This is a genomic window from Paenibacillus sp. FSL W7-1279, assembly GCF_037969845.1.
Taxonomy (GTDB): Bacteria; Bacillota; Bacilli; order Paenibacillales; family Paenibacillaceae; genus Paenibacillus_AQ.
Window position 1 is genome coordinate 1,041,730 of sequence record NZ_CP150215.1, and the last position, 21,355, is coordinate 1,063,084.

The 21,355-nt window shown below is 51.6% G+C and carries 19 protein-coding genes; 14 read left to right on the plus strand and 5 right to left on the minus strand.

The genetic code is table 11. The features are described 5' to 3' along the window. The first annotated feature begins 33 nt into the window (after positions 1–33). The 9 genes from MKY82_RS04475 to MKY82_RS04515 all read left to right on the plus strand — a co-directional run bounded on the left by MKY82_RS04475 (position 34) and on the right by MKY82_RS04515 (position 11,223). Positions 34–300, plus strand: coding sequence for a hypothetical protein (locus MKY82_RS04475; RefSeq protein ID WP_339295566.1), 267 nt, complete (start codon positions 34–36; stop codon positions 298–300). Positions 301–484: 184 nt separating this feature from the next. Beyond that, the gene (locus MKY82_RS04480) at positions 485–820 is read left to right on the plus strand and encodes a hypothetical protein (RefSeq protein ID WP_194540916.1); all 336 of its coding nucleotides are present in this window, start codon (positions 485–487) and stop codon (positions 818–820) included. A 74-nt stretch (positions 821–894) separates the two neighbouring features. Continuing rightward, entirely contained in the window at positions 895–2,157 is a 1,263-nt protein-coding gene (locus tag MKY82_RS04485; RefSeq protein WP_194540917.1) for a GDSL-type esterase/lipase family protein, read from the plus strand. Between the two features lie 266 nt (positions 2,158–2,423). Beyond that, entirely contained in the window at positions 2,424–4,289 is a 1,866-nt protein-coding gene (locus MKY82_RS04490) for an SLC13 family permease (protein ID WP_339295567.1), read from the plus strand. 303 nt (positions 4,290–4,592) lie between these two features. Beyond that, positions 4,593–6,425, plus strand: coding sequence for a sensor histidine kinase (locus tag MKY82_RS04495; protein WP_194545048.1), 1,833 nt, complete (start codon positions 4,593–4,595; stop codon positions 6,423–6,425). Beyond that, positions 6,425–7,744: a response regulator gene (locus MKY82_RS04500; RefSeq protein ID WP_216532522.1), complete on the plus strand. Its 1,320-nt coding sequence runs from the start codon at positions 6,425–6,427 to the stop codon at positions 7,742–7,744. The genes MKY82_RS04495 and MKY82_RS04500 overlap by 1 nt, the downstream gene beginning before the upstream one ends. 96 nt (positions 7,745–7,840) lie before the next feature. Further along, complete coding sequence (locus tag MKY82_RS04505) at positions 7,841–8,776, plus strand: sugar ABC transporter permease (protein WP_194540920.1); 936 nt, start codon at positions 7,841–7,843, stop codon at positions 8,774–8,776. Between the two features lies 1 nt (position 8,777). After that, positions 8,778–9,644 carry a carbohydrate ABC transporter permease gene (locus tag MKY82_RS04510; RefSeq protein WP_194540921.1) on the plus strand — a complete coding sequence of 289 codons (867 nt, stop codon included), beginning with the start codon at positions 8,778–8,780 and terminating at the stop codon, positions 9,642–9,644. A gap of 130 nt (positions 9,645–9,774) precedes the next feature. Continuing rightward, positions 9,775–11,223 carry an extracellular solute-binding protein gene (locus tag MKY82_RS04515; protein ID WP_071220861.1) on the plus strand — a complete coding sequence of 483 codons (1,449 nt, stop codon included), beginning with the start codon at positions 9,775–9,777 and terminating at the stop codon, positions 11,221–11,223. 248 nt (positions 11,224–11,471) lie between these two features. On the opposite strand, the gene MKY82_RS04520 is transcribed toward MKY82_RS04515, so the two are convergent. The 5 genes from MKY82_RS04520 to MKY82_RS04540 all read right to left on the minus strand — a co-directional run bounded on the left by MKY82_RS04520 (position 11,472) and on the right by MKY82_RS04540 (position 16,846). Then, positions 11,472–12,458 (minus strand): DUF4367 domain-containing protein, encoded by a 987-nt coding sequence (locus MKY82_RS04520; RefSeq protein ID WP_339295568.1) that lies wholly within the window; start codon positions 12,456–12,458, stop codon positions 11,472–11,474. Next, the gene (locus MKY82_RS04525) at positions 12,409–13,008 is read right to left on the minus strand and encodes a sigma-70 family RNA polymerase sigma factor (protein WP_194540924.1); all 600 of its coding nucleotides are present in this window, start codon (positions 13,006–13,008) and stop codon (positions 12,409–12,411) included. The genes MKY82_RS04520 and MKY82_RS04525 overlap by 50 nt, the downstream gene beginning before the upstream one ends. A gap of 308 nt (positions 13,009–13,316) precedes the next feature. Further along, positions 13,317–14,189 (minus strand): aminoglycoside 6-adenylyltransferase, encoded by an 873-nt coding sequence (locus MKY82_RS04530; RefSeq protein ID WP_194540926.1) that lies wholly within the window; start codon positions 14,187–14,189, stop codon positions 13,317–13,319. A gap of 172 nt (positions 14,190–14,361) precedes the next feature. After that, the gene (locus tag MKY82_RS04535) at positions 14,362–15,678 is read right to left on the minus strand and encodes a glutamate-1-semialdehyde 2,1-aminomutase (protein WP_339295569.1); all 1,317 of its coding nucleotides are present in this window, start codon (positions 15,676–15,678) and stop codon (positions 14,362–14,364) included. Between the two features lie 79 nt (positions 15,679–15,757). Then, the gene (locus MKY82_RS04540; RefSeq protein ID WP_194540927.1) at positions 15,758–16,846 is read right to left on the minus strand and encodes an LCP family protein; all 1,089 of its coding nucleotides are present in this window, start codon (positions 16,844–16,846) and stop codon (positions 15,758–15,760) included. Positions 16,847–16,975: 129 nt separating this feature from the next. On the opposite strand from MKY82_RS04540, the gene bcp reads away from it, so the two are divergent. The 5 genes from bcp to MKY82_RS04565 all read left to right on the plus strand — a co-directional run bounded on the left by bcp (position 16,976) and on the right by MKY82_RS04565 (position 21,353). After that, positions 16,976–17,458, plus strand: coding sequence for a thioredoxin-dependent thiol peroxidase (gene bcp, locus MKY82_RS04545; RefSeq protein ID WP_194540928.1), 483 nt, complete (start codon positions 16,976–16,978; stop codon positions 17,456–17,458). A 168-nt stretch (positions 17,459–17,626) separates the two neighbouring features. Beyond that, positions 17,627–18,586 carry an IS30 family transposase gene (locus MKY82_RS04550; RefSeq protein WP_339223120.1) on the plus strand — a complete coding sequence of 320 codons (960 nt, stop codon included), beginning with the start codon at positions 17,627–17,629 and terminating at the stop codon, positions 18,584–18,586. Between the two features lie 395 nt (positions 18,587–18,981). Beyond that, a complete protein-coding gene (locus tag MKY82_RS04555) occupies positions 18,982–19,215 on the plus strand; it encodes a hypothetical protein (RefSeq protein ID WP_339295570.1) in 234 nt (77 codons plus the stop codon). Between the two features lie 89 nt (positions 19,216–19,304). Next, positions 19,305–20,612, plus strand: a complete 1,308-nt coding sequence (locus MKY82_RS04560) for a polysaccharide deacetylase family protein (protein WP_339295571.1) — start codon at positions 19,305–19,307, stop codon at positions 20,610–20,612. Positions 20,613–20,882: 270 nt separating this feature from the next. After that, on the plus strand, positions 20,883–21,353 hold the full coding sequence (locus tag MKY82_RS04565) for a DUF1641 domain-containing protein (RefSeq protein ID WP_071220854.1): 471 nt from the start codon (positions 20,883–20,885) through the stop codon (positions 21,351–21,353). The last annotated feature ends 2 nt before the right edge of the window (positions 21,354–21,355 follow it).

A 21,355-nucleotide genomic window follows, 5' to 3' on the forward strand; every position in this document is an offset into this window, starting at 1 on the left:
CTTACAACCGCTTGATAAAGGAGTGTGCTTACGATGAATGAGAAGTCGGATCAGGATTTGGAGCGCCAGCTCAGCGAGATGTTGACGGACGGTGAAATGCAGAAAAAGGATCGGGAGAAGGAGGAGCGCAAGCTTCTTTCTCCGAAATACGAGATCCGAATTCAGACGCAGCTTGATCCTATTGTGGAAGAGACGCAGAAGTACCGCAGCATGGCGAAGGAAGTGGATGATCGCTATGACAAGTACATGGATAAGGCAGTTAAGAAGGATAAGCCTGAGGATTCAGGTGAAGAAGCTTGATAGCGCTTTAAGGATGGGATGTTTACGAAGTGGGACATTTCTATTCGTTAAAGGCCCGAACCAGGAATGGACAGCATAGAGCGTGCTGTCCATTTTTTTATGATGGCTGGCCAAGATCACACTGTTCTAGGCTGGCTCAAGTTGGTGTGACTATGGTTGACCTTGACCACATAGGGGGGAGATCATGCGAGTTCGGATTCAAATATGTCATGTTCTGGGAGGCGCATCCGGGGCAGCCTCCATGCTGCTATGGTGCATCCTTATCTTTTTCAACCCTTATTCCGATGAGACCAGCTGGAAACCAGCCTTAACTACGTTCGTTATGCTGTTTCTTCCAGCCAGCTTGGCGATGCTCGGGGTGCTTTATTCCTACCGGTTGCTGCTGCTGGTTGCTTTTGGATGGTCGATATTGCCAAGCCTGTATCTGGCAGCCACGCCTGGGATATTTGCTTGGTTTGGAGCTACATCTCTTGGCTATTTATTCGCTTATCTTCTCATGAAACCTTATCGTCCTGGTTGAGTTCAGTACCATTCACAGGTTGCTGGTGGTAAAATAAGGCTGTACTAAGATATTGACGTTGAGGGAGTGAAGGCATGTTCAAACAATGGAAGAAGGGGCTGGCGGCAGTAACCGGCACCTTGACGCTCGCGGTGGCACTGGTTGGACCGAGCGTTGCGCCGGCTTATGCCGATGAGGTTACAGCCAAGGATACATATCATATTGTAGCGCTGGGGGACTCGTTGACTGTCGGGTATGAGCCGGGAATGGATCTGAACAGCAAGCCTTACGGTTTTGTTGACCGGCTGTATGAGCAAGGTTTGTTCCACGGCCGGACCGAGGTAACGAATCTGGGGATCGGCGGATTGAAAACCGATGGGCTGAACCATTACGTCAAGGCCGTCTTGGATGAACGCGCAATTACGGCGGAAGAGCTGCAGCCTGGGCTAAGCGGCATCGATCCACGCACGAAGCAGATTGGCGCTGACGCAGCGAAAGCCAAGCCGATTATCGCGGGTGCGGATCTGATAACCATTACGATCGGCGGCAATGACATGATGAGTCTGGTCAGCACCGTGGAAACATTAAGCGATGAACAGTTGAAAACTAAGATGCAGGAACTGTTCAAGATCTATACCGATAATGTCTCATCCGTCATTACCAACTTGCGCGCCATCAATCCGGATGCCGCAATTGTGGTGGCGGACCAGTATAATCCAGTGCCCAAAGTCGCTGACGAGATCGCATATGCTAAACTGCTTGCAGCATCCGGAGAGTTTACGAAGCTGGTGGAAGGCGTAGCTGACAGTTTTGCCACTCAGGGCGTGAATATTAAGGTAGCCCATGTGGCGAAGAAGTTCGTGGGCTCCGAGCTGACGATGACCCATATCCTGAAAGACGATATTCATCCGAACCAATATGGATATGAGACGATGGCCGGTGTGTTCGCAGAGACGATCTGGGGCAGCTACAAGAATCCCGCTGTTCAAGAACAGGGGCAGCCGATGCGCATCATCGTGAAGGGGCAGGAGCTGAACACGCCGTATAAGCCGATTCTTCGCGATAATCTGAATTACGTAGCGATACAGGATATCGTAGATGCAGTGGGGGCGACGACCACATGGGAAAATAAAACGTCCAGTGCAACGATTACGTTTGGAGATCAGACGGTGGTAGTGAAGATCGGTGCCAAAACCGTTCAAGTTAACGGAACGGCTGTACCGATCGATACGCCGGCTTTCCTGCAAAAAGTAGGAAAAGAAGATAAAACCTACGTCCCGCTCGCGGTGATTGCATCCGGTCTTGGTTTTGACGTTCAATACAGCACCAAATTGCGTACCGCATTCATTAATTTGTAATCCCATAAGCAAGCTGCATCGGCTGGAAGGAGCCGATGCAGCTTTTTTTGTCATTAGCGTTTTTGTGATGTTTTTAACATAAGTAACTCCAGGCAGATGGTACAATACGACATCATTTCCTTTCATGGGTGGTTTGACATCAGAACGGATTTTGAGCCCCTTTCCTGACATATGAAAGTGCAGATGCGCGAACTGGGCAGGGGAAGGCTTATGGAATGTCGAATCTTGGAAGAAACATAGATAGGGCATGATAGGGGGATCAAGGAATGAATGGACCGATGATCGTTACGTTGTCTGTTTTGGCCGTGGCATCCGCATTGTTCATGTCGGGAAAAGTGCGGTCGGATTTGGTCGCGATCGGCGTGTTGATGGTACTTATGTTAACGGACATTTTAAGTCCGGCTGAAGCCCTTTCGGGCTTTTCCAATTCGGTTGTCATCATGATGATCGGTTTGTTTGTTGTGGGCGGGGGGATTTTTCAGACCGGATTAGCCAAGATGGCAAGCGGAAAGCTGCTGAAGCTTGGAGGGGGAAGCGAGACCCGGCTCTTGATTATGATCATGCTGGTAACGTCGCTCATTGGCGGATTCGTCAGCAATACCGGCACGGTAGCGGTCATGCTGCCCATTGTTGTCAGTCTGGCGTTCAGCGCCGAGATTAATCCGGGGCGGTTGCTGATGCCCCTTGCTTTTGCCAGCAGCTTGGGGGGCATGCTCACGTTAATCGGCACACCGCCGAATCTCGTGATTCAGGAGACGCTGATCAACGCAGGATACGAACGGCTGTCGTTCTTTGCTTTTTTGCCGATCGGACTTGTCTGTTTGGCAACGGGGATCCTCGCGATATTTTTCCTTCGCCGTTTTCTTCCCAGCAATGAAGAAGGGGGTGCAGGTAAACAGGGCGGGCGCTCGCTTCGAGAGCTGGCCAAACAGTATCGGCTGACCCAGAACCTGTATCGGATTCAGGTTAGTGCCGATTCCTCCATTCGATCCAAAACATTGCGGGAGTTGGACATTCCGGCGAAGTTCGAAGTGAACGTCATTGAAATCCGCCGTAAAATGTCAGCCAAGAATCAATTCTTCAAAACGATCAACCAGGAAATCGCCGGTCCCGAGACCGTGATTGAGGAAGACGACATTCTGTATGTAAACGGCCCGTTCGAGCGGGCCTCGGAGTTTGCGGAGACGTATGGGCTTGTCATGCTGGACCAGCGTGTACCCGAGCATCGAAAACGTACGGAGGAGTCGCAGTACGCCACGAGTGACGTCGGCATTGCCGAGGTGATGCTGACTCCGTCCTCTCGCCTGATTGGCCGGCTCGTCAAGCACTCGGGTTTCCGCGAGAAATATCGGGTGAACATATTGGGGATTCAGCGAAAAGAACAGTATCTTCTGCATCATCTGAAGGAAGAGAAAATGCGCTTTGGCGACGCGCTGCTCGTTCAGGGAACATGGAAGGATATAGCCCTTCTGGCGGCCGAGCAAACGGATGTCGTGGTGGTGGGGCAGCCCGTGGAGGAGTCGCGCAAAGTGACGATGGACCACAAAGCGCCGATTGCGGCCGGGATTATGCTCTTGATGGTGATCCTGCTGGTGACCGAATGGATTCCGGCGGTGGCCTCCGTGATGATTGCCGCGGTGTTGATGGTGGTGTTCGGATGCGTGCGTAACATGGAGGAGGCCTACAAGACGGTCAACTGGGAGAGCATCGTGCTCATTGGCGGCATGATTCCGATGTCCATTGCCATCGAGAAAACGGGAGCCGCCACGCTGATCTCGGATATGCTGGTCCATTCACTGGGAAGCTATGGTCCGCTTGCCCTGCTGGCAGGAGTGTACTTCACCACCTCGCTGTTAACGATGTTCATCAGCAATACGGCTTGCGCCGTATTATTCGCGCCGATTGCGTTATCGGCTGCGATCCAGATGGGAGCCAGTCCGTATCCGTTTCTGTTCGCCGTCTCCATTGGAGCGAGTATGTGCTTTGCCTCACCGTTCTCCACGCCGCCGAACGCGCTCGTTATGTCGGCTGGCCGTTATAAATTCAGCCATTATGTGAAGGTCGGATTGCCGCTTCAACTGGTGATCGGCCTGGTCATGATGGCGGTACTGCCGCTGTTCTTTCCGTTCTAAAGGAGAACCGGCACATAACACCCGCATGTTCCATCCGATGAGGATTGCGCATGCGGGTGTTATTCCATTTTGGGGGCAGCATGTCGTGAAGCCTTGTCCGATCAGTACCCCCTTACTCCTCGATCGATCGACTCCCGCCAGACACGCCCGCCGCTTTTGCAGGAAATCGCCTGTCGTAAGGCTAATACATCCACTTAGGAATTTCTGCCTGATCGTAAAAATACGCATCATTTCCGTAGAAATGACTACGCTGATGCCGCTGGATTGTTGCTATGCTTGAGAAAGCCGGAGGTGCAAGGGCCGATGAAGAACCGCTTGAAAAATCCACTGGGCCGAATGAATATCAAGCAGCAGATGATTCTGCTGTTCCTGGTGCTGGTCATTCCGTTGTTTGCGCTGAACGCCTACGGGAATTCCATGGCCGGTCAAATCCTGAAGCGCCATGTGACCAATGCTTATATCGAACTGAACAAGCAGAACTTTAAGCTGATTAACCGTGATATTGAAACCGTTAACAAAGTGACCTCCACGGTCATCCAAAATTCGCAGATCCAGCAGCTGGATCCCTTTGCCGAGGACACCGTTCTCGCGCGCGTCAAAAACTACGAGCGGCTGGAAAAGATGCTGCTGTCCTTCTCCCAAGAGACGGATGAACGCGAGCCGGTTTATTACTCGCTCTATGTGTATGACCCGAACAACAGCTATTTCTTTGCTCCCTATTACCCTGACCGCCGAAAAGCGGGGGTATATTTTTTCTCCGACGAGAAGGAGAAGCCGGCATGGTTCGATGAAGCCGTGGCGATGAAAGGGAACGGGTATCTCAAGCGCATAGCGAATCTGTCGCCGCCGGTACAAGGGCGCCAGGATCAAGAGACCTTAAGCTATGTAAGGGCCGTGAACAATATTTATAAGGGCGGAACCATCGGCGTTCTGGTGGTCACGAATTTAGACGCGCGGATCGGCGAGTCGTTATCGACGGTTTCGATTCCGGATGGGGAGCTGTATTTTACGGATGGGAACGACCATATCCTGACTTCGTCGGTACAAGGCATGGCAGGGAGGCTGGAATTGCCCCCTGAAGCGGATCCGGGTCAATCCACGATCGGCATCATGGACGTGATCACGTCGGATTTTATCTATGTTATTGACTATAACTACGTGCTCAATCAGAAGCTGGTCTACAAGGTGCCTGTCAAAACGCTGCTCGCCCAGCAAAGCGAGATGAAACGTGTTATCCAGGTCATCTCCATCGCTTACTTTGCCGTGGGTCTCATTATCGTTTTTTATTTCTGGCAGTCGCTGATGACGCCGCTCCAGAAGCTGGCGCATTTTGTGAGAAGGTATGAACCGGGGAACGTCGTGCCGGAAACCCCCTACAGGCGCAGAAAAGATGAAGTCAGTGTCCTCATCTCCACGATCTATGACATGGCCCGCCGATTGAATGATCTGATCCACTACAAATACCGTATGGATCTGAAGCAGAAGGAAGCGCAGCTGCAGCTGCTGTATCAGCAGATTAACCCCCATTTGCTGTATAACACCTTGGAAAGCATCTATTGGAAGAGCACGATGGAGGGCAATACCGAGTCCGCCGAGATGATCAAGGATTTGTCCAAATTGATGAAGATCAGTCTCAGCCGTGGGCGGGATCTCATCACGCTTGGGGAAGAGCTTGAGCATGCGGGGGCTTATATCAATCTGCAGCTGAACCGTTACGATTATCAGTTTACCGTCCACTGGGAAGTGCCCGAGTCCTTGCTGGTGAACCAAGTGCCGAAGATTACGCTGCAGCCGCTGCTGGAGAACGCGATCATTCATGGCATTAAAAATATGGGCGAGGACGGAATCATCCGGATTTCAGGCCATATAGAAGAGGGACAATGCCGGATCGTCATTGAAGATAACGGCTTCCGCCCCGTAAACTACGAGTCCATCCACAGGCTGCTCCATGATGAAGCGCCGGACCCTTCGCTGGGCTACGGCATCCGCAATATCCAGGAACGGCTCCAGCTGCATTTTGGAAGCGGCTGCGGTCTGCAATATAAACCAAGAGAAGAAGGGGGAACCCGCGTGACGATCACGATTCCCCGAATAGATGAAACAACCATTATCGCAACCGGACAGGAGGTTTCCTGATGTATAACATTTTGGTGGTAGATGACGAGCCTTTGATCTGCAAGGGCTTGGCCGGGCTGTTAACGTCCTCGGGCCTGGCCATCGATGGGATTGCTACGGCCTACAGCGGGCAGGAAGCACTGGATTACATACGGATGGGAGATATCGACCTGCTGGTCACCGATATCCAGATGGGCGAGATGAACGGCATCGAGCTGATGCAGCAGGCCAAGATCGTGAAGCCGTGGGTTCAGACGATCATTATTTCAGCCCATGAAACATTTCAATATGCACAGCGGGCGCTCCAGCTCGGTGCCAAGGATTATTTGATCAAACCGCTGAACAGCGAGCAGTTTCTGGATTCGGTTCGCAGCGTTCTGCTCAAGATGGATCGACCGGCGCCTCAGATAGAGCCATTTCTCATGGCCGATAACGAGCATTTTCGGATGGAGGAGACTCCGTCCGAACGAATAGAGCGGCTGAATCAGCGGCTCTCCACGGAGCGGGATCAGCCGCAACTGGCCGGCCTAGACGAATCGGAGCTGGGCTTGATCGGTCCTTATTTTGCCGTTATCAAGATGAAGCTGGGCTTAAGGGAAGACAGCAGCGCTTCTTTTTCAAGGCAAGATATAAGCCTGATTCAATATGCCGCGCTGAATATCGCCAAGGAGCTGCTGGAGCAGGAGCCGCACGCCTTCGTATTCTATTCGCCGGAGCGGGACATCAACATCATCCTCCAATGGAGCGAGCAGGAGATGGAGGAGAATGCGGGCGGCAAGATCCAGCATCTGGAGATGATCGGCCGGAGTCTGCACCACCATGTGGAGCTGTACCTGAAACGAAGCTGTACCGTTGGGATCAGCCAAATATTGAGGGGGCCCGAATTTTTGAGTGTGCTCAGCCGTCAGGCGGACAAAGCGATGCTGTGGAGCGAGCAGCTGCAGGACTTCCACGTGTTTTATTACGGGGATTTCAATTGGCACAACTATGCCCAGGAGACGTCGCATGAGGTGCTCTCGAGCCAGGGCAATCGGATCGTAGAGAATACAAGGCAATATATCGAGGAGCATTACCGCCAGAAGGGATTGACGATTCACGAGATAGCCAAGAACAATCACGTGAGCCCGAACTATTTGAGTTATCTGTTCAAAAAATATACCGGCAGCAGCCTGTGGGAGTATGTCGTGAAGCTGCGGATGGAGGAGAGCAGGTCCCTGATTCTGAGCACGGATCTCCGCCGCTACGAAATCGCGGAGCGAGTCGGCTATGAATCTCCGGAGCATTTCAGCAAAATCTTCAAAAAATATTACGGCGTCAGCCCCAGCGAGCTAAAGAAGTAAGAACGGCTATACTTCACATAGTTTTAGACATGTTCGAAGACTCCCTGTCTTTTTACAATTAAAGCTGGACATTTAATTAAGGAATGAGGGAGTCAGATGGAAGAAACGGCCATGCCGCAAGGCCAGGCTCGGATAGAGCCCGGTCATCGCACCCGACAGGAGCACAAGCGCAAGCCGCTGTGGAAGAAGTACATATGGGGGTATATGTTCCTCGTTCCAGCCATTGCGATCTTTATCGTCTTTTTGTGGGTGCCGATCTTGAAAGGGGTCTTTTACAGCTTTTTTCATATCGATTTCGTAAAAGGAAACACCTTCGTCGGGTTCGATAATTATGCCAAGGTTCTCAGCAATCCCGATCTGCTGGTTTCCGTTCGAAATACATTGTATTTTATGCTGTTAACGCTGGTCATCGGCTTCTGGGTGCCCATCGCGGCCTCTATCGCCATCTCGGAGCTGAAGCTGTTCCAAGGCTTCGCCCGGATTGCGGCGTATCTACCGTTTGTCGTACCCGGCGTCGTGCTTTACGGCATGTGGAGGTGGATGTATGACCCGGTAGGTCCGATCAACGCCCTGTTCGGCTTCTTTGGGGCAGAACCGGTATCCTTTATTTCGGATAGCCGTTTCTCCATGGTGTCGCTGGTCGTGATGGAGACATGGCAGCAATTTGGCTCGGCGATGCTGATCTATCTGGCCGGCGTGCTCAGCATACCGAAGGATTGGTATGAAGCCGCAGAGATCGACGGTGCGGGCGTATGGGCCCGGATTAAATACATTACGCTCCCCTCGATGCGCAATTTGATTATGCTCATGCTGATCCTGCAGCTGATCGGCACTTCGCAGGCGTACCAGTCGCAGCTTGCAATGCTGGACGGCGGACCGAACAAGGCCACGCTCACCTATGCGCTTCTAACCGTAAAATACGCGTTTAACCAGCTGGATTACGGGGCAGGAACCGCGATGGGCATCTTGATGTTTCTGGTGCTGAGTTTGCTGGGCATCCTGCAATTCAAGATGAACAGGGAGGAGTACTAGGATGAAAGAGAGAGGCATACTGTCCGCTTCGGATCTGAGAAAACCGTGGAACAAGGCGATATACGGATTGATGGTGCTGTGCATTGCGGTGATGATCTTTACGATGCTGTATCCAATCGGCATGACGATGTTTAACGGGCTGAAGAGCAATCAGGAGATCAATACGTTTCCGCCGCGCTTTTTCCCGTCGGAATGGCATTGGGATAACTTCCCGAAGGGGTGGGAATACATCGATCTGCCGATGTTTCTGAAGAATACGCTGCTTATTTTTGGCGGCAATCTGCTGGTGACGATTCTGGTACTGGGCTTGGCGGCATTCAGCATTTCCCGTATCCGGGTTCCCTATCACCGCGTCATCTATTTCTTCATTCTCATGACCTTGTTTATTCCGGCGTCGAGTTACATGATTCCGAACTTCGTCAATTTGAAGGAGCTGGGGCTGCTGAATTCCTACTGGGCCTTCTGGCTGCCGGCCGGAGCGAATGCGTACTTCTTCCTGCTGATCAAAAACTTCTTCGATGGCATTCATCCGGAGATCTTCGAGGCGGCACGCATCGATGGCGCTTCGGAGTTGAGCAGCTTCCTGCGAATTGCCGTACCGCTGTCTGTCCCGATTTTTGCAACGCTGGCGATTTTTATCTTCTCCACGGCATGGAATGACTGGTTCTGGCCGTCGCTGGTCATGCAGACGCAGGACAAGTACACGCTGGCCACGGCCATCTACAAGTATGTCATCAACGCAAGGAGCCTGGACAGCAGCATAAAATTCGCGATCCTGTTCATGGTTATGGTGCCGCCGATCTTCGTATTTCTGGTGTTCCAGAAATTCATTATGCGCAGCGTCAGTCTCTCGGCTGTTAAAGGGTAGGGCAGCGTGTACACCATCGTAGCCCTGCACATGATCGTCATATGAATGCACATCGTCCTTTCCGAGTTTCAATTTTATGATGGAGATAAGAAAGAACATTATCAATTCAATCAGGAAAAGGGGAGTATCCATGCGCAAGTTCTCAGCATTACTGATCTGCCTTATGCTGTTCAGCTCCTTGCTCGCCGCTTGCGGCGGAGGCAAAGCAGCGCCGGAGGCCGGCAATAAAGACGGAGGGACTGCCAATTCAGGCGGAACGACTGCAACGCAGACGGATGAACCGAAACAGGATATCGCGGATCAAAAGATAACGATCAAGATCCACTATCCGCTGCCGGATGATACAACGCTGCGTCAGCAGGAGGATGATAAAATCGCCCGTTTTCAGGCGAAATATCCGAACGTGACCATCGTGAAGGACGACTGGCAGTACAGCGTCAACGAAATTGGGGTCAAGATGGCTTCGAACGAAGCGCCGACATTTTATAACACTTGGGCTACGGAAGCACAGCTGCTCGTAGAGCGGGGCTGGGTGGCCGACATCACGGAGTTCTGGAACGAGTGGGAATACAAGGACGACATGAATCCCGTGCTCCAGGATCAATTCATCGTGGACGGCAAGGTGTATGGCGTTACGCAGAACGGGTATATCACGTCAACGATCGTGAACAAGAAGCTGCTGGATGCGAAGGGCGTACCGGTTCCGCCGATGGATTGGACGTGGGACGACATGTACAACACGGCGAAAGGGGCCGCAGATCCGAAGGCCGGCATATCCGGCATCGCGCCGATGGGCAAAGGTAATGAAGCGGGCTGGAACTGGACCAACTTCCTGTTCGAAGCCGGCGGGGATATCGAAGTGAACGAGGGTGGCAAAGTGAAGGCCGTGTTTAACTCGGAAGCCGGCGTGAAGGCGCTGGATTTCTATAAAAAGCTGAGATGGGAAGCGAATGCCATTCCGCAGGACTGGGCTCTCGGTTGGGGCGATGCCGTCAGCTCGTTCCAGCAGGGACGTACGGCGATGGTCATTGCAGGCGCATTTGACGTGATCCAGCCGGCATTGAACGAGGGCGGCATGAAGCCTGAGGATGTGCTGGCATATCCGATGCCTGCCATGGAGAAAGGCGGAGCGCATCACGGCATTTTGGGCGGTAATTATCTGGTCATCAACCCGAATGCCACGAAGGAAGAGCAGGAAATGGCTTTCCGTTACATCACGTTTGATTATTTTACGGATGATGCGCTGAAATCGGTGGAAGATACGATTAATGCCCGCAAAGCCGAAGGCAAATACTTTGTACCGACGCCGCTGGAATATTTCAGCGATGATTCCGAGTATGCCGCGAAGGTAAAAGCCATCTACGATAAGTACGACAACGTCTACAAATATGATCCGCAGCTCTTCAGCCTGTTGGAAGGCAAACCGGAAGCGCAATTCGGCACGCAGGATTATTATGCGGCGATGTCCAACGTTGTACAGGAGTCGTTCTCGAAGGAAGGCACGGATTCCAAGAAACAGCTGGATGAAACAGCCAAGCTGGTTCAGGAGAACTTCTTCGATAAGATCGAACAGAAGTAAGGGAGCGGCTGCCCCGAATGGGATTGGGGAGAATTCTGCAGCACAGTAAAGAGAGACGCCGGGGCGGCGTCTCTCTTTGCTTTCTCATATCCTTGGAAATAGTTGCTCAAGCCGGGCGAAAGGTCAGCCCTTCTTAAACACGGTCGCCTGATTCGTGTCCGGATCCCGAAACTGCCACAGGCGACTTTTTTTATATTGGTATAATGATTGCTATTATGACAGCCCTAAGCCAAGTGACATCACGCTGCTTACTTGGAATCCGCCTTCGGAATGATTGTCTTGGCAATGCGTATCAGCTCTTCGGCAGCGATGTCACCCGTGGTAGAGTTGAGCGAAAGCATGTAGTGATGTCCGGTGGTTGGTTCTTCATAGACCCAGTCCAGCTGCGCCAGCTGCTCCGAGTTTCCGCCGCTCCACGTTTTTTGCAGCACGTCCTGCCCGTTGATCTCGATTTTCCGGCTGGTCATGCCCGTGCTCTCGTCCCAGTAGGAGGTCACGCTCCCGTGGTCCCCGTTATTCAGAATGGTAAGGGAGACTTTTTTATTGCCGCTGGCATAATATACCGTCGAAAGCCAGAATTGATCGGTGAACTTCACCGGCATCAGAGCGTAGTCCTTCCCGGAGGCTTTGGCTTTTTCTAGCAGCTTTTTGGCGATGTCGGCTTTTTCCTGCTCGGTCAGCGGGGTTACATCAGTCTCGCGTTCCATGTGCACACTGGCGTTTTTGAACGTATATGTGCCCGAACCGGACAGTTCCTTGGCCAGCGGCAAACCGGGCACGTTCACCATGCTTTGCAGCTTGGCGAAATCCTTTACGGCATGCGGAGTGGATTTGATGTCGATGACATGCTTTGGATTATCCGGTACAACATAAATGATGGCGGCTTCGCCCGGCTTGATCTGTTCGTCCCAGATGGTGTTCATGAGATGTATGCGGTTCAGTTCCTTTTTTGAATAGTTTTTTGGTGAAGGCGCCTGAGCGTCCGATTTCTCCTCATAGAGAACTTCCCCTTTGCTGTTGGTTAAGGAATGGTACTGTACGGCGGCAAATCCGGTCGATGCGGTTAGCAGCATGCCGGCCATTAAGAGAATGCTAACTTTGTATTTCACAAAAAATCGCTCCTTTTTAAGTTGTTTTTCCCGAATTTGGTTCATGACGTGTTCCTGGAGGGCCGTCCCCGGCGGTTCAACCCTTTGAAAGAGTGGTTTCAGGTCCTGATCGTTGTCCTTGCTCATTCGTTTCTTCCCCCTCTGCCATGGCGTAATGTTTGCGGAACTTGGCTGCGGCCCGCTCATATTTTTTCCTGAGATAGGTCGTGTTGTGTTTCAAAATCAGGCTGATCTCTTGATAGCTCTTGTCCTCGACACAGCGCAGGATGAGCAGGCTTCGTTCCTCGGCGGTCAGCCTGGCCAGCGCCCGGAGCACGGATGGATTGTAGTATTTGTGCTCGATGACCTGATCGACATGCCGGTTATCCTGATCCTTCTGATACAGAAAGGGGAGGAATCGGGATAGCTTTCGCTTGCGGAGGTAGTCGATGCACTGGTTGCAGGCGATGCTGTACAGCCAGGCTTCGAAGGGCTTGTCCGGTTCGAATTTAGATAGATTGCGGTAAGCTTTCAGAAAAGCTTCCTGGGTGCAATCTTCGGCTTCGGCATAGTCGCCGAGCATGTGATAGCAATAGTTGAAGATGGCTTTATTGCAACGGTTCATGATCAGCTCATATTTGTCGATCTCTCCCTTCAAAACATCAGCAACGATCTGATGGAATGCTGGTTCATCCAAGTGGTTTCACCCCTTTACAATTTGTATTACGTTTGGGCAAAGCACAAATGTGACAAATGGATTCAATAAATTTTGTTTGCAGGAGAGCGCAGTCGCCAAGATCGGGTTGAAGTAAAGGAGCGGCTGTCCGCGGATGGGATTTTGGAGAAGTCTGCAGCACAACAAAGAGAGACGCCGGAGCGGCATCTCTCTTTGTTGTTTCATATCCTTACGATCGGGAGTTGACTTGGACCAGTGGTCAGCCCTCCTCGAGCACGACTGCCTGATTCGATAATTTGAATCAAGGGTACCGCAACGTCCCGCATATCTTAATAGATCTCGCTCGCATCCGCCGGCAGCTGCCGGACATGCTGCAGGAAGCCCGTTACGCGCTGATCCTGCCCCATATCATATTCAAAGCCCAGCTGCTCAGCGACATCCAGCGCGGTTCTGCGGAACAGCGCTCCCATCGTAAACAACGCCTCCCACACTTCTTCGTAGGTTCCGCGAGGGTAGGTGGACATCAGCTCGTTCCAGCTGTCCGCAGACAGGTAGTTTTTCAAGTACTTGCCGTTCTTGCCCACGCTGAGCGAGAAATCGGTCTGGGCGCCCACCTGCCACTCCAGCATTTTCATCAGCATCGGCCGCATGATGTTGTGGAAGTGGTCTTGGGCATACAGTATTTCTTCCCGCCACAAGCCCTTGGCTACATACGTGGATACCCACCAGAACTCATTGCAGCAATCCTCGAAAAAGGCTGCGGACGGACGCTTTACCCAAAAATCCTCGTCAGACGGAGCCGGAATCGCCGGGAACGCCTGATCTTTATCCATTAGGATTTGGATCAGTTTGTCCTCCTTGCAGTATTTTTCCTTCTCCTCGATGGGAATCAGGGTCATGTCAATCCGGTTGCCGTCGGTAAACAACATCAGGTACGAGAACCAGCCTCCAAGATCCGGAGGGAACAGGGCCATGTCTTCGGGCGTCTGCAGAATAATCCGTTCACCGAAGACGTCGATCCAATCCGGGTCCTGAATAAAGCTCTCCATGTCCGTGACATGAAAGCTGATATCGTAATCCTGAAATATATCCTTAGGCACGTTGGGATTCGTTCGGGAGCCCTCCAGGGTAACGGCCCGAACCCGTTCGTCGCGGGCTGCGTAGCCCAATACCAAATCCATCATTTCTTGCTCGCTTCTCATGTTATCCAGCCTCCGCATTCATATTTAGATTGCTCACGATTTGAATCGGGCAGGTCAGGAGGTCCACGAATTCGGACCGTTGAAGCACGGCAGGGACGTGGAGCATGTTATAACTTGTTCAGCCGCTTTTTCATGAGGAGATCTCCTTTCGCGGGTTATGCATTTATCTATATTAATTCTTCATGGCCTTAAAAGATTCCTCCGCAGCCTCAAGCGTAGCCTCAATGTCGGCATCCGTATGGGCTGTGGTCATGAACCAGGCCTCGTACTTGGAAGGAGCCAGGTTCACGCCGCGGTCCAGCATATGGCGGAAGAAAGCGGCGAACGCTTCGCCGTCGGTGTCCTGCGCTTCGTCATAATTCGTGACCGGGTGATCGCAGAAGTGAGTGGAGAAGGAGCCCCGGATGCGGTTGATTGTGAGCGGAATGCCGTGGCGGTCGGCGGATGCCTGCAAGCCTTCCGTCAGCTTGATGGTCAAGCGCTCCATTTCTTCATATACGCCTTCACCCTGCAGAACCTCCAAGCAAGCGATTCCGGCGGCGATGGAGGCTGGATTACCCGCCATGGTTCCTGCCTGATAGGCAGGACCGAGCGGTGCGACCTGTTCCATCACGTGTTTACGGCCGCCATAGGCGCCGATAGGCAGACCGCCGCCGATGATTTTGCCAAGCGCCGTAAGATCCGGCTGAATCGCCTCGTGATTGTCCAGACCCGCATAAGTTTGGGTAGATCCGTAGTGGAAGCGGAAAGCGCTGATAACTTCGTCATAGATGACCAATGAGCCGTTATCGTGCGTCATCTGGCATAGGCCTTCGAGGAATCCCGGTTTCGGCATGACCATCCCGAAGTTGCCAACGATCGGCTCCACCATAACGGCGGCCACATCATCGCCCCATGCGTCGAGGGCAGCCCGCAAGCCTTCCAGATCGTTGAACGGAACGGTAATGACTTCCGTCGCAATGCTGGCCGGGATCCCGGCGCTGTCCGGAATGCCGAGCGTGGAAGGACCGGAGCCTGCTGCCACGAGGACAAGATCGGAATGGCCATGGTAGCAGCCGGCGAACTTGATGATTTTGTTGCGCTTGGTGTAGGCGCGGGCCACCCGGATCGTGGTCATGACCGCCTCGGTGCCGGAATTGACGAAACGCACCTTGTCCATGGACGGGATGGCAGCCTTCAGCATTTTGGCCAAGGTGATCTCAAGCTCCGTAGGCGTCCCGTAGAGGGTGCCGTTTTGAGCAGCTGCCGTGATTGCGGCCGTAATATGCGGATGGGCATGTCCGGTTATGATCGGGCCATAGGCTGCCAAATAATCGATGTAGCGATTGCCGTCCTCGTCCCAGAAGTGAGCTCCATTCGCGCGTTTCATGAAAACGGGGGCACCGCCGCCTACGGCTTTGAACGAACGGGAGGGGCTGTTTACGCCGCCTACGATATGCTGCAGCGCTTCTTGATATAGAGTTTCTGAACGGTTTCTTGATGTTGTCATTATCATTAACTTCCTTTCTTCATGAAGCAGGACAGGCAGCTATAATGACATAGCTCCTGTCCTGCTTGCTGTAAGTGTATTAGTTACGATCCGTTGTTGCAGATGGAACAGTAGAGCTATCCGAATGACCATTCTCAGAATCGTCATTCTCGGAACCAGTGGTTTCAGAATTGCTGTCCGTACCTTGGCTGCCTTCTGTCTCAGGATCAGGCGTAGGCGGATTTAAGATGTCCTGGATATACTGTTTCAGCGTATCCGAATTGCCGACCGTTAGAACGGCTGCCCCGCCGATATGTTCTTCTTTCAGGAGCTTCATCGGAGGCACCTGTTCGCTGCCGCTCATTTTACTCTTGTAGGCAACGTTCGCAAGCTTCCACATATCCTCAACATCGAGATTGGTATCGATATACGGGCTGACGGACTTCAGAATGTCCGGAAGCTTCATGATGGAAGTGGTGGTCTGCATTTTCTTGGCTACGGCTTTCAAGAGCTCGCGCTGACGCTCGGTGCGGGTAAAGTCGCCCATCGCATCATAGCGGAACCGGACATATTGCAGCGCCGCATTGCCATCCAGATGCTGCATGCCTTGCTTCAGTTCGATGTCGTATTCGTTTTTGTCTGCTTTACTGGAATAATTCATGTCCTTCTCAACATAGAAATCAACTCCGCCGACGGAATCAACCAGCTTCATGAAACCCTGGAAATCCGTATAGACGTAGTATTGAACCGGAATGCCCAGCAGATCGCCAACAGCCTTCATGGCCGTATTCGGGCCGTGTGTAATGGCCGTATTGATTCGGTTTCGGTCATATCCGGGTATTTCTACGTAAGTATCGCGCAAAATAGAGAATAAGTGCATTTTCTTCTTCACGGGATCAATCGAGGCAACAAGCATACTGTCGGATCGAGGAATTTCGCCTTCCTCAAAACCGCGCGCATCCACGCCCATCAGCAGAATGTTAACCGTCTCCGTTCCTTCCCACTCGGGTGGTGCCGGAACTTTGGCATCTACCTTTTCGATTTCACGAAAAGGGGAGGATTCACCTGATTTCTGAAGACTTTGCAAGCCGTCGTAGAACGATGCCGCATAATAAATGCCATAACCAATAATAGCGGCAAGGATGAGGCTGACACTCCATATAATCGTCTTCTTTGTTTTTTTGGTCATTGTGTTCTTCCTTTCGGATTACGCTGATGAATGAATTCGATAGAACATTTGAACATTCGACATTCATTCTATTATAATTTTTTTCGAAAAGACAATCAATTTTCGGGACTAAAGTCCGTATTTTAGGAGTTGAGACTTATCGCAGATCAAACGCAGTTGACAGTTGGAAGCCTGGTGCCGGATTTTTCACTTCCGGCTTCGAACGGGGAGAAGGTAGCTTTAAGCGATTTTCGTGGACGTAAAGTCGTGCTGTTCTTCTATCCGAAAAATATGACCCCAACCTGCACGGAAGAGGCTTGCAGCTTCCGGGACCATTATGGAAGCTTGGAGCAGGCAGGGGCAGTCGTGATCGGGATTAGCCCGGATCCTCTGAAATCCCATGCCAAATTCATCGATAAGCATAGCCTGCCCTACTTGCTCTTGTCTGATGAGGAGCATAAGGTAAGCGAAATGTTTGACGTGTGGCAGATGAAGAAGATGTTCGGCCGCGAGTATATGGGTATTGTACGCTCGACCTTCCTAATTGATGAGCAGGGAAAGCTGGCCGCCGAGTGGCGGAAAGTGAAAGTAAAAGGTCATGTCGAAGCGGTTCTCGCAGCCGTGCTGTCATAGCTATATGAAGAACGGTCCCTCAGCATGCCTGAACAGGCATGATAAGGGACCTTTTTTTAAAATGACGGATTGTAATATGAAGTGCGACACCTAAACAGAAATAGCCCATGGGAACAATTCGTGTAGAATGAAGTTACCACACACCATTCACACAAGGAGAATCATCCCATGGGTTACACTCATCTTAACATAACCGAACGCAGTCAGCTAGAAATCTTGCTACGCTTAGGATGGTCAAACCGAGCCATCGGAAAAGAATTAGGACGGCATCATTCTGCAATTGCTAGAGAACGGTTGCGCGGAGTAGACGCAGATGGCGTGTACTCCGCGCAACGCGCACATTCGGCTTACCACGAACGCCGAATGTTTAGCAGACCTGCAGGAAGTTTTACTACGGAGCTGGCCCAGGAATTAGAAGCGAAGCTTGCGCAAACTTGGTCTCCGGAACAGATCGCCGAAGAACGTCGTATGAGTGGGAAACCCTTTGTCTGCTTTAAGACAATCTACCGCTGGTTATATGCGAAGCGCATTGCTGCAGGTGAAGTAAAGGTACTGCGCCATAAAGGGAAGCGACGTAAGCCCACTGAGACACGTGGGCGCTTCCTCGTGGGAAAGACCATTAGTCAGCGCCCCAAAGAGATCCGTAAACGAGAATCATTCGGGCACTGGGAACTGGACACAGTAGTCTCCAGTCGTGGTAACAGTCGCGCTTGTGCCGCTACATTCATCGAGCGTAAAACAAGGCTCTACGTAGCTGTGAAGATGCCTGACCGTACGGCCCACTCCATGGAGGTGGCCTTTGGCGTTGTTGCAAGCCAGTACCCCCAAGGGACATTCCAGACGGCTACTGCGGATCGAGGGAAAGAGTTCGCCTGCTATAAGCAGCTAGAAACCTTTCATGGCGTGGATGTCTATTTCGCTGATCCCTACTCATCATGGCAACGTGGATCCAACGAGAACAGCAACGGCCTACTTCGAGAGTTTTTTCCAAAGGGTCATGATCTCGCTGAAATTACCGATGAGGAACTGGCCGATGCTATCCGCCTCATCAACCTCCGGCCCCGAAAGTGTCTAGGTTGGAAGTCTGCTCACGAATCGTTCATGGCAGAGCTGTCGCACTTGGCTTGACAATCCGTCAAATAAATAAGACCAGAGGTATAGGTCGGCGAAGGGAGAGTAGGGGGCCACCGGCTCTCGCAGCGGCTCGCCCGCGTTTGGCTGTTTACCGAAAACGAGCTGTTTCGGGCCGGCAGACATAGGATCCGCTGTATGCTGTAAAAACGAGCTGTTTTTGAGCCCGTTTGGACACTCGATCCGCTATTTACCGATAACCGATCCATTTGGTAGGCCATCCGGACAGAGGATCCGTTAATACACCCAAAATCACGAATTTAGCCCGCAATATCTTGCAATAGCGGATCTCATGTCCTCATACCTCCATTAAAGGGCAGAAAACAAAGGAATAGCGGAACCACAGTCCTCGAATATCATCAAGTACCGCTAATCCAGGAGAATCAAGCTGTTTGGGAGTACCATGCCCTGTTGCCGTCATTCGCCTGTTGCCGTCATTCGCCTGGTCCCGTCGATTCCAGGGCCCAGTCACATGGGCTTTTAGCGCGTTCACGGCATTGCCCCAAGAAGGTTCCGTTGCTCTCAAGGAGGGCGGATACGACATTGCCGGAAGAAACGGAGAAGACTCGAACGAACGTACCATTTTCTTGTTTGCCCGGATGTTCTATCATCCCTTCCGGTTGTAAAATATCAAATCCTAGTCTTTTTTTGAAACGCCCTCCATATAATCTATCAGGAAGCCGAACTCATAGAAACGATGGAGGTAGAGTTGATAATGAAAAATATGGTGCGGGTAACATCAATTGCGGTATTTTTCGGCGTGTTGGCATTGCTGATCATGATCGGTATGGGGCTTGAGGTCCAGCGGTCGATAGACATATATGTGGAACAGGCTCCTCTGGCATCGGCGCCAATGACAGTAACTCGGCAGGATGTACAGGTTAAGCCCGAAGAGGCCAGCCTGCCAATCGTCACGACTGCATTCAAGAATACACCGGCCGTGAACGCCGCACCTGTTCAATATAAGAAACAAAGTGACAAAACGGTATACCTGACATTTGACGACGGGCCATCGGATCTGACGCTGGATGTTCTGGATATTTTGAAGCGCGAAGGAATTAAAGGCACATTTTTTGTACTGGGCAAGGAGGCGGAGACCCGTCCCGAAATTATCAACCGCATCTATGAGGAAGGCCATGTGATTGGGAATCATACATATGATCATCGTTATGACGAGCTCTACGGGCATTTTCAGGATTTCTGGGGGCAGATTAAGAAAACGGAGGAAATCATTCGTTTAATTACGGGTGAACGGCCGCAGCTGGTCAGAGCTCCCGGGGGGACGGCCGGACATTTTGATGAAGCCTATTTTCAATACATGAAGCAGGGGGGATATCATGTATTCGATTGGAACGTCGACAGCGGCGATTCCAAGTATCGAGGCGTTCCGGTTAAAGACATCGTCAAAGGGGCAACCACGAAAGTGAATGGCAATGAGGCGATCGTGCTTCTTCATGACGGTAAAGGGCATGCTGAGAGCGTCAAGGCCCTGCCGGAGATTATTTCCTATTATAAAAAGCAAGGCTATGCCTTTGACGTATTGTCTACTGAAGTCCAGCCTGTTCAATTTCGTGCACAGCAGAGTGCACGTAAGGCTTCGCAGCCTTCAAAGCAGTGGATTCGCGAACATGTCACAGCCAATGCCGCGCTATTTGAGACCGGGAGAACGCTCGCTGTGGAATTTGGAGGAATGGAGACTGCATTCGCGGCAGGTGAATACAAAATGGTGGACGGCCGGTTGATGGTACCGCTGCGTTCCCTGGTGGAGCGGCTCGGCGGAAGCGTGACCTGGAAGTCTCACAACAAGACGGTGCAGGTGACACTTGCAGGGAATCGCTGGGAAGCGGACCCGGTGGGTGGATTGCTATTCCCCATGCAAACAGGAGGCAAACCGGTGTCTTCGGATATTCATTTGATCGGCGGTACGGCTTGGATCCCGCTTCGGGAAGCGCTTGACTTTTCCGGCCGCCCTGTTACAAGAGTTACATATGAAGAAAGCGAGTATCGCGTTCTAACTTTGTAGTCGAAAATTGCATTTTATGTTTGTAATTATGCTTCACAAGTTATAGACTAGTACTTAGAGATATTTATCACAATCCCTAAGATTGTTTCCGAATAAAGGAGGGGGAAGTTTCCCCCTGCTTTATTTTTGGCGATAGTGAGTCACCCATAAGTTCGCACTTTTGTAAGTGATGCATAATAGATACCGGTTATCCCAAAATTAAAGCTAGCCGGTTCGATCGTCGCCAAGTTCATCTTGGGAATTCACTTAAAGAAAAGGAGGCAATTCTTTATGACAGAAACATCTTCTCCACAGCCGTCCGAAACTCCGGAAAATGTTGTAGGAAACCAAGAAGCTGCGGCGTCCAGCCGTCCTGATGTGCTGCTCGAACAACTGCTCAAGCCCGAGGTTCAGGAATCCCTCACAACTCTCGTGGACAATCTTCCAAAACTTACGGAAATGCTGACCGTCATGACTAAAGCTTATGACTTCGGTAAATCCGTAGCTACGGATCCCGTGCTTGCGGAAGACACCATGGCTTCCCTTAGCGGATTCGCGAAGCCAATCACGACAGCAGCAAAAAGCGTTGCATCTGCAGCTATCGAAGCCGGAGACCGTGTACACGCTCAAGGCGACCAAGCTCAGATCGGCGTATTTGGTCTGATGAAAATGCTAAAAGATCCTCAGGTTCAAAAGGGTCTTCGCTATGCTCAGGCTTTTTTGGACGTTCTTAACGATCGCGACCAACAAAACAAGCGTTAATC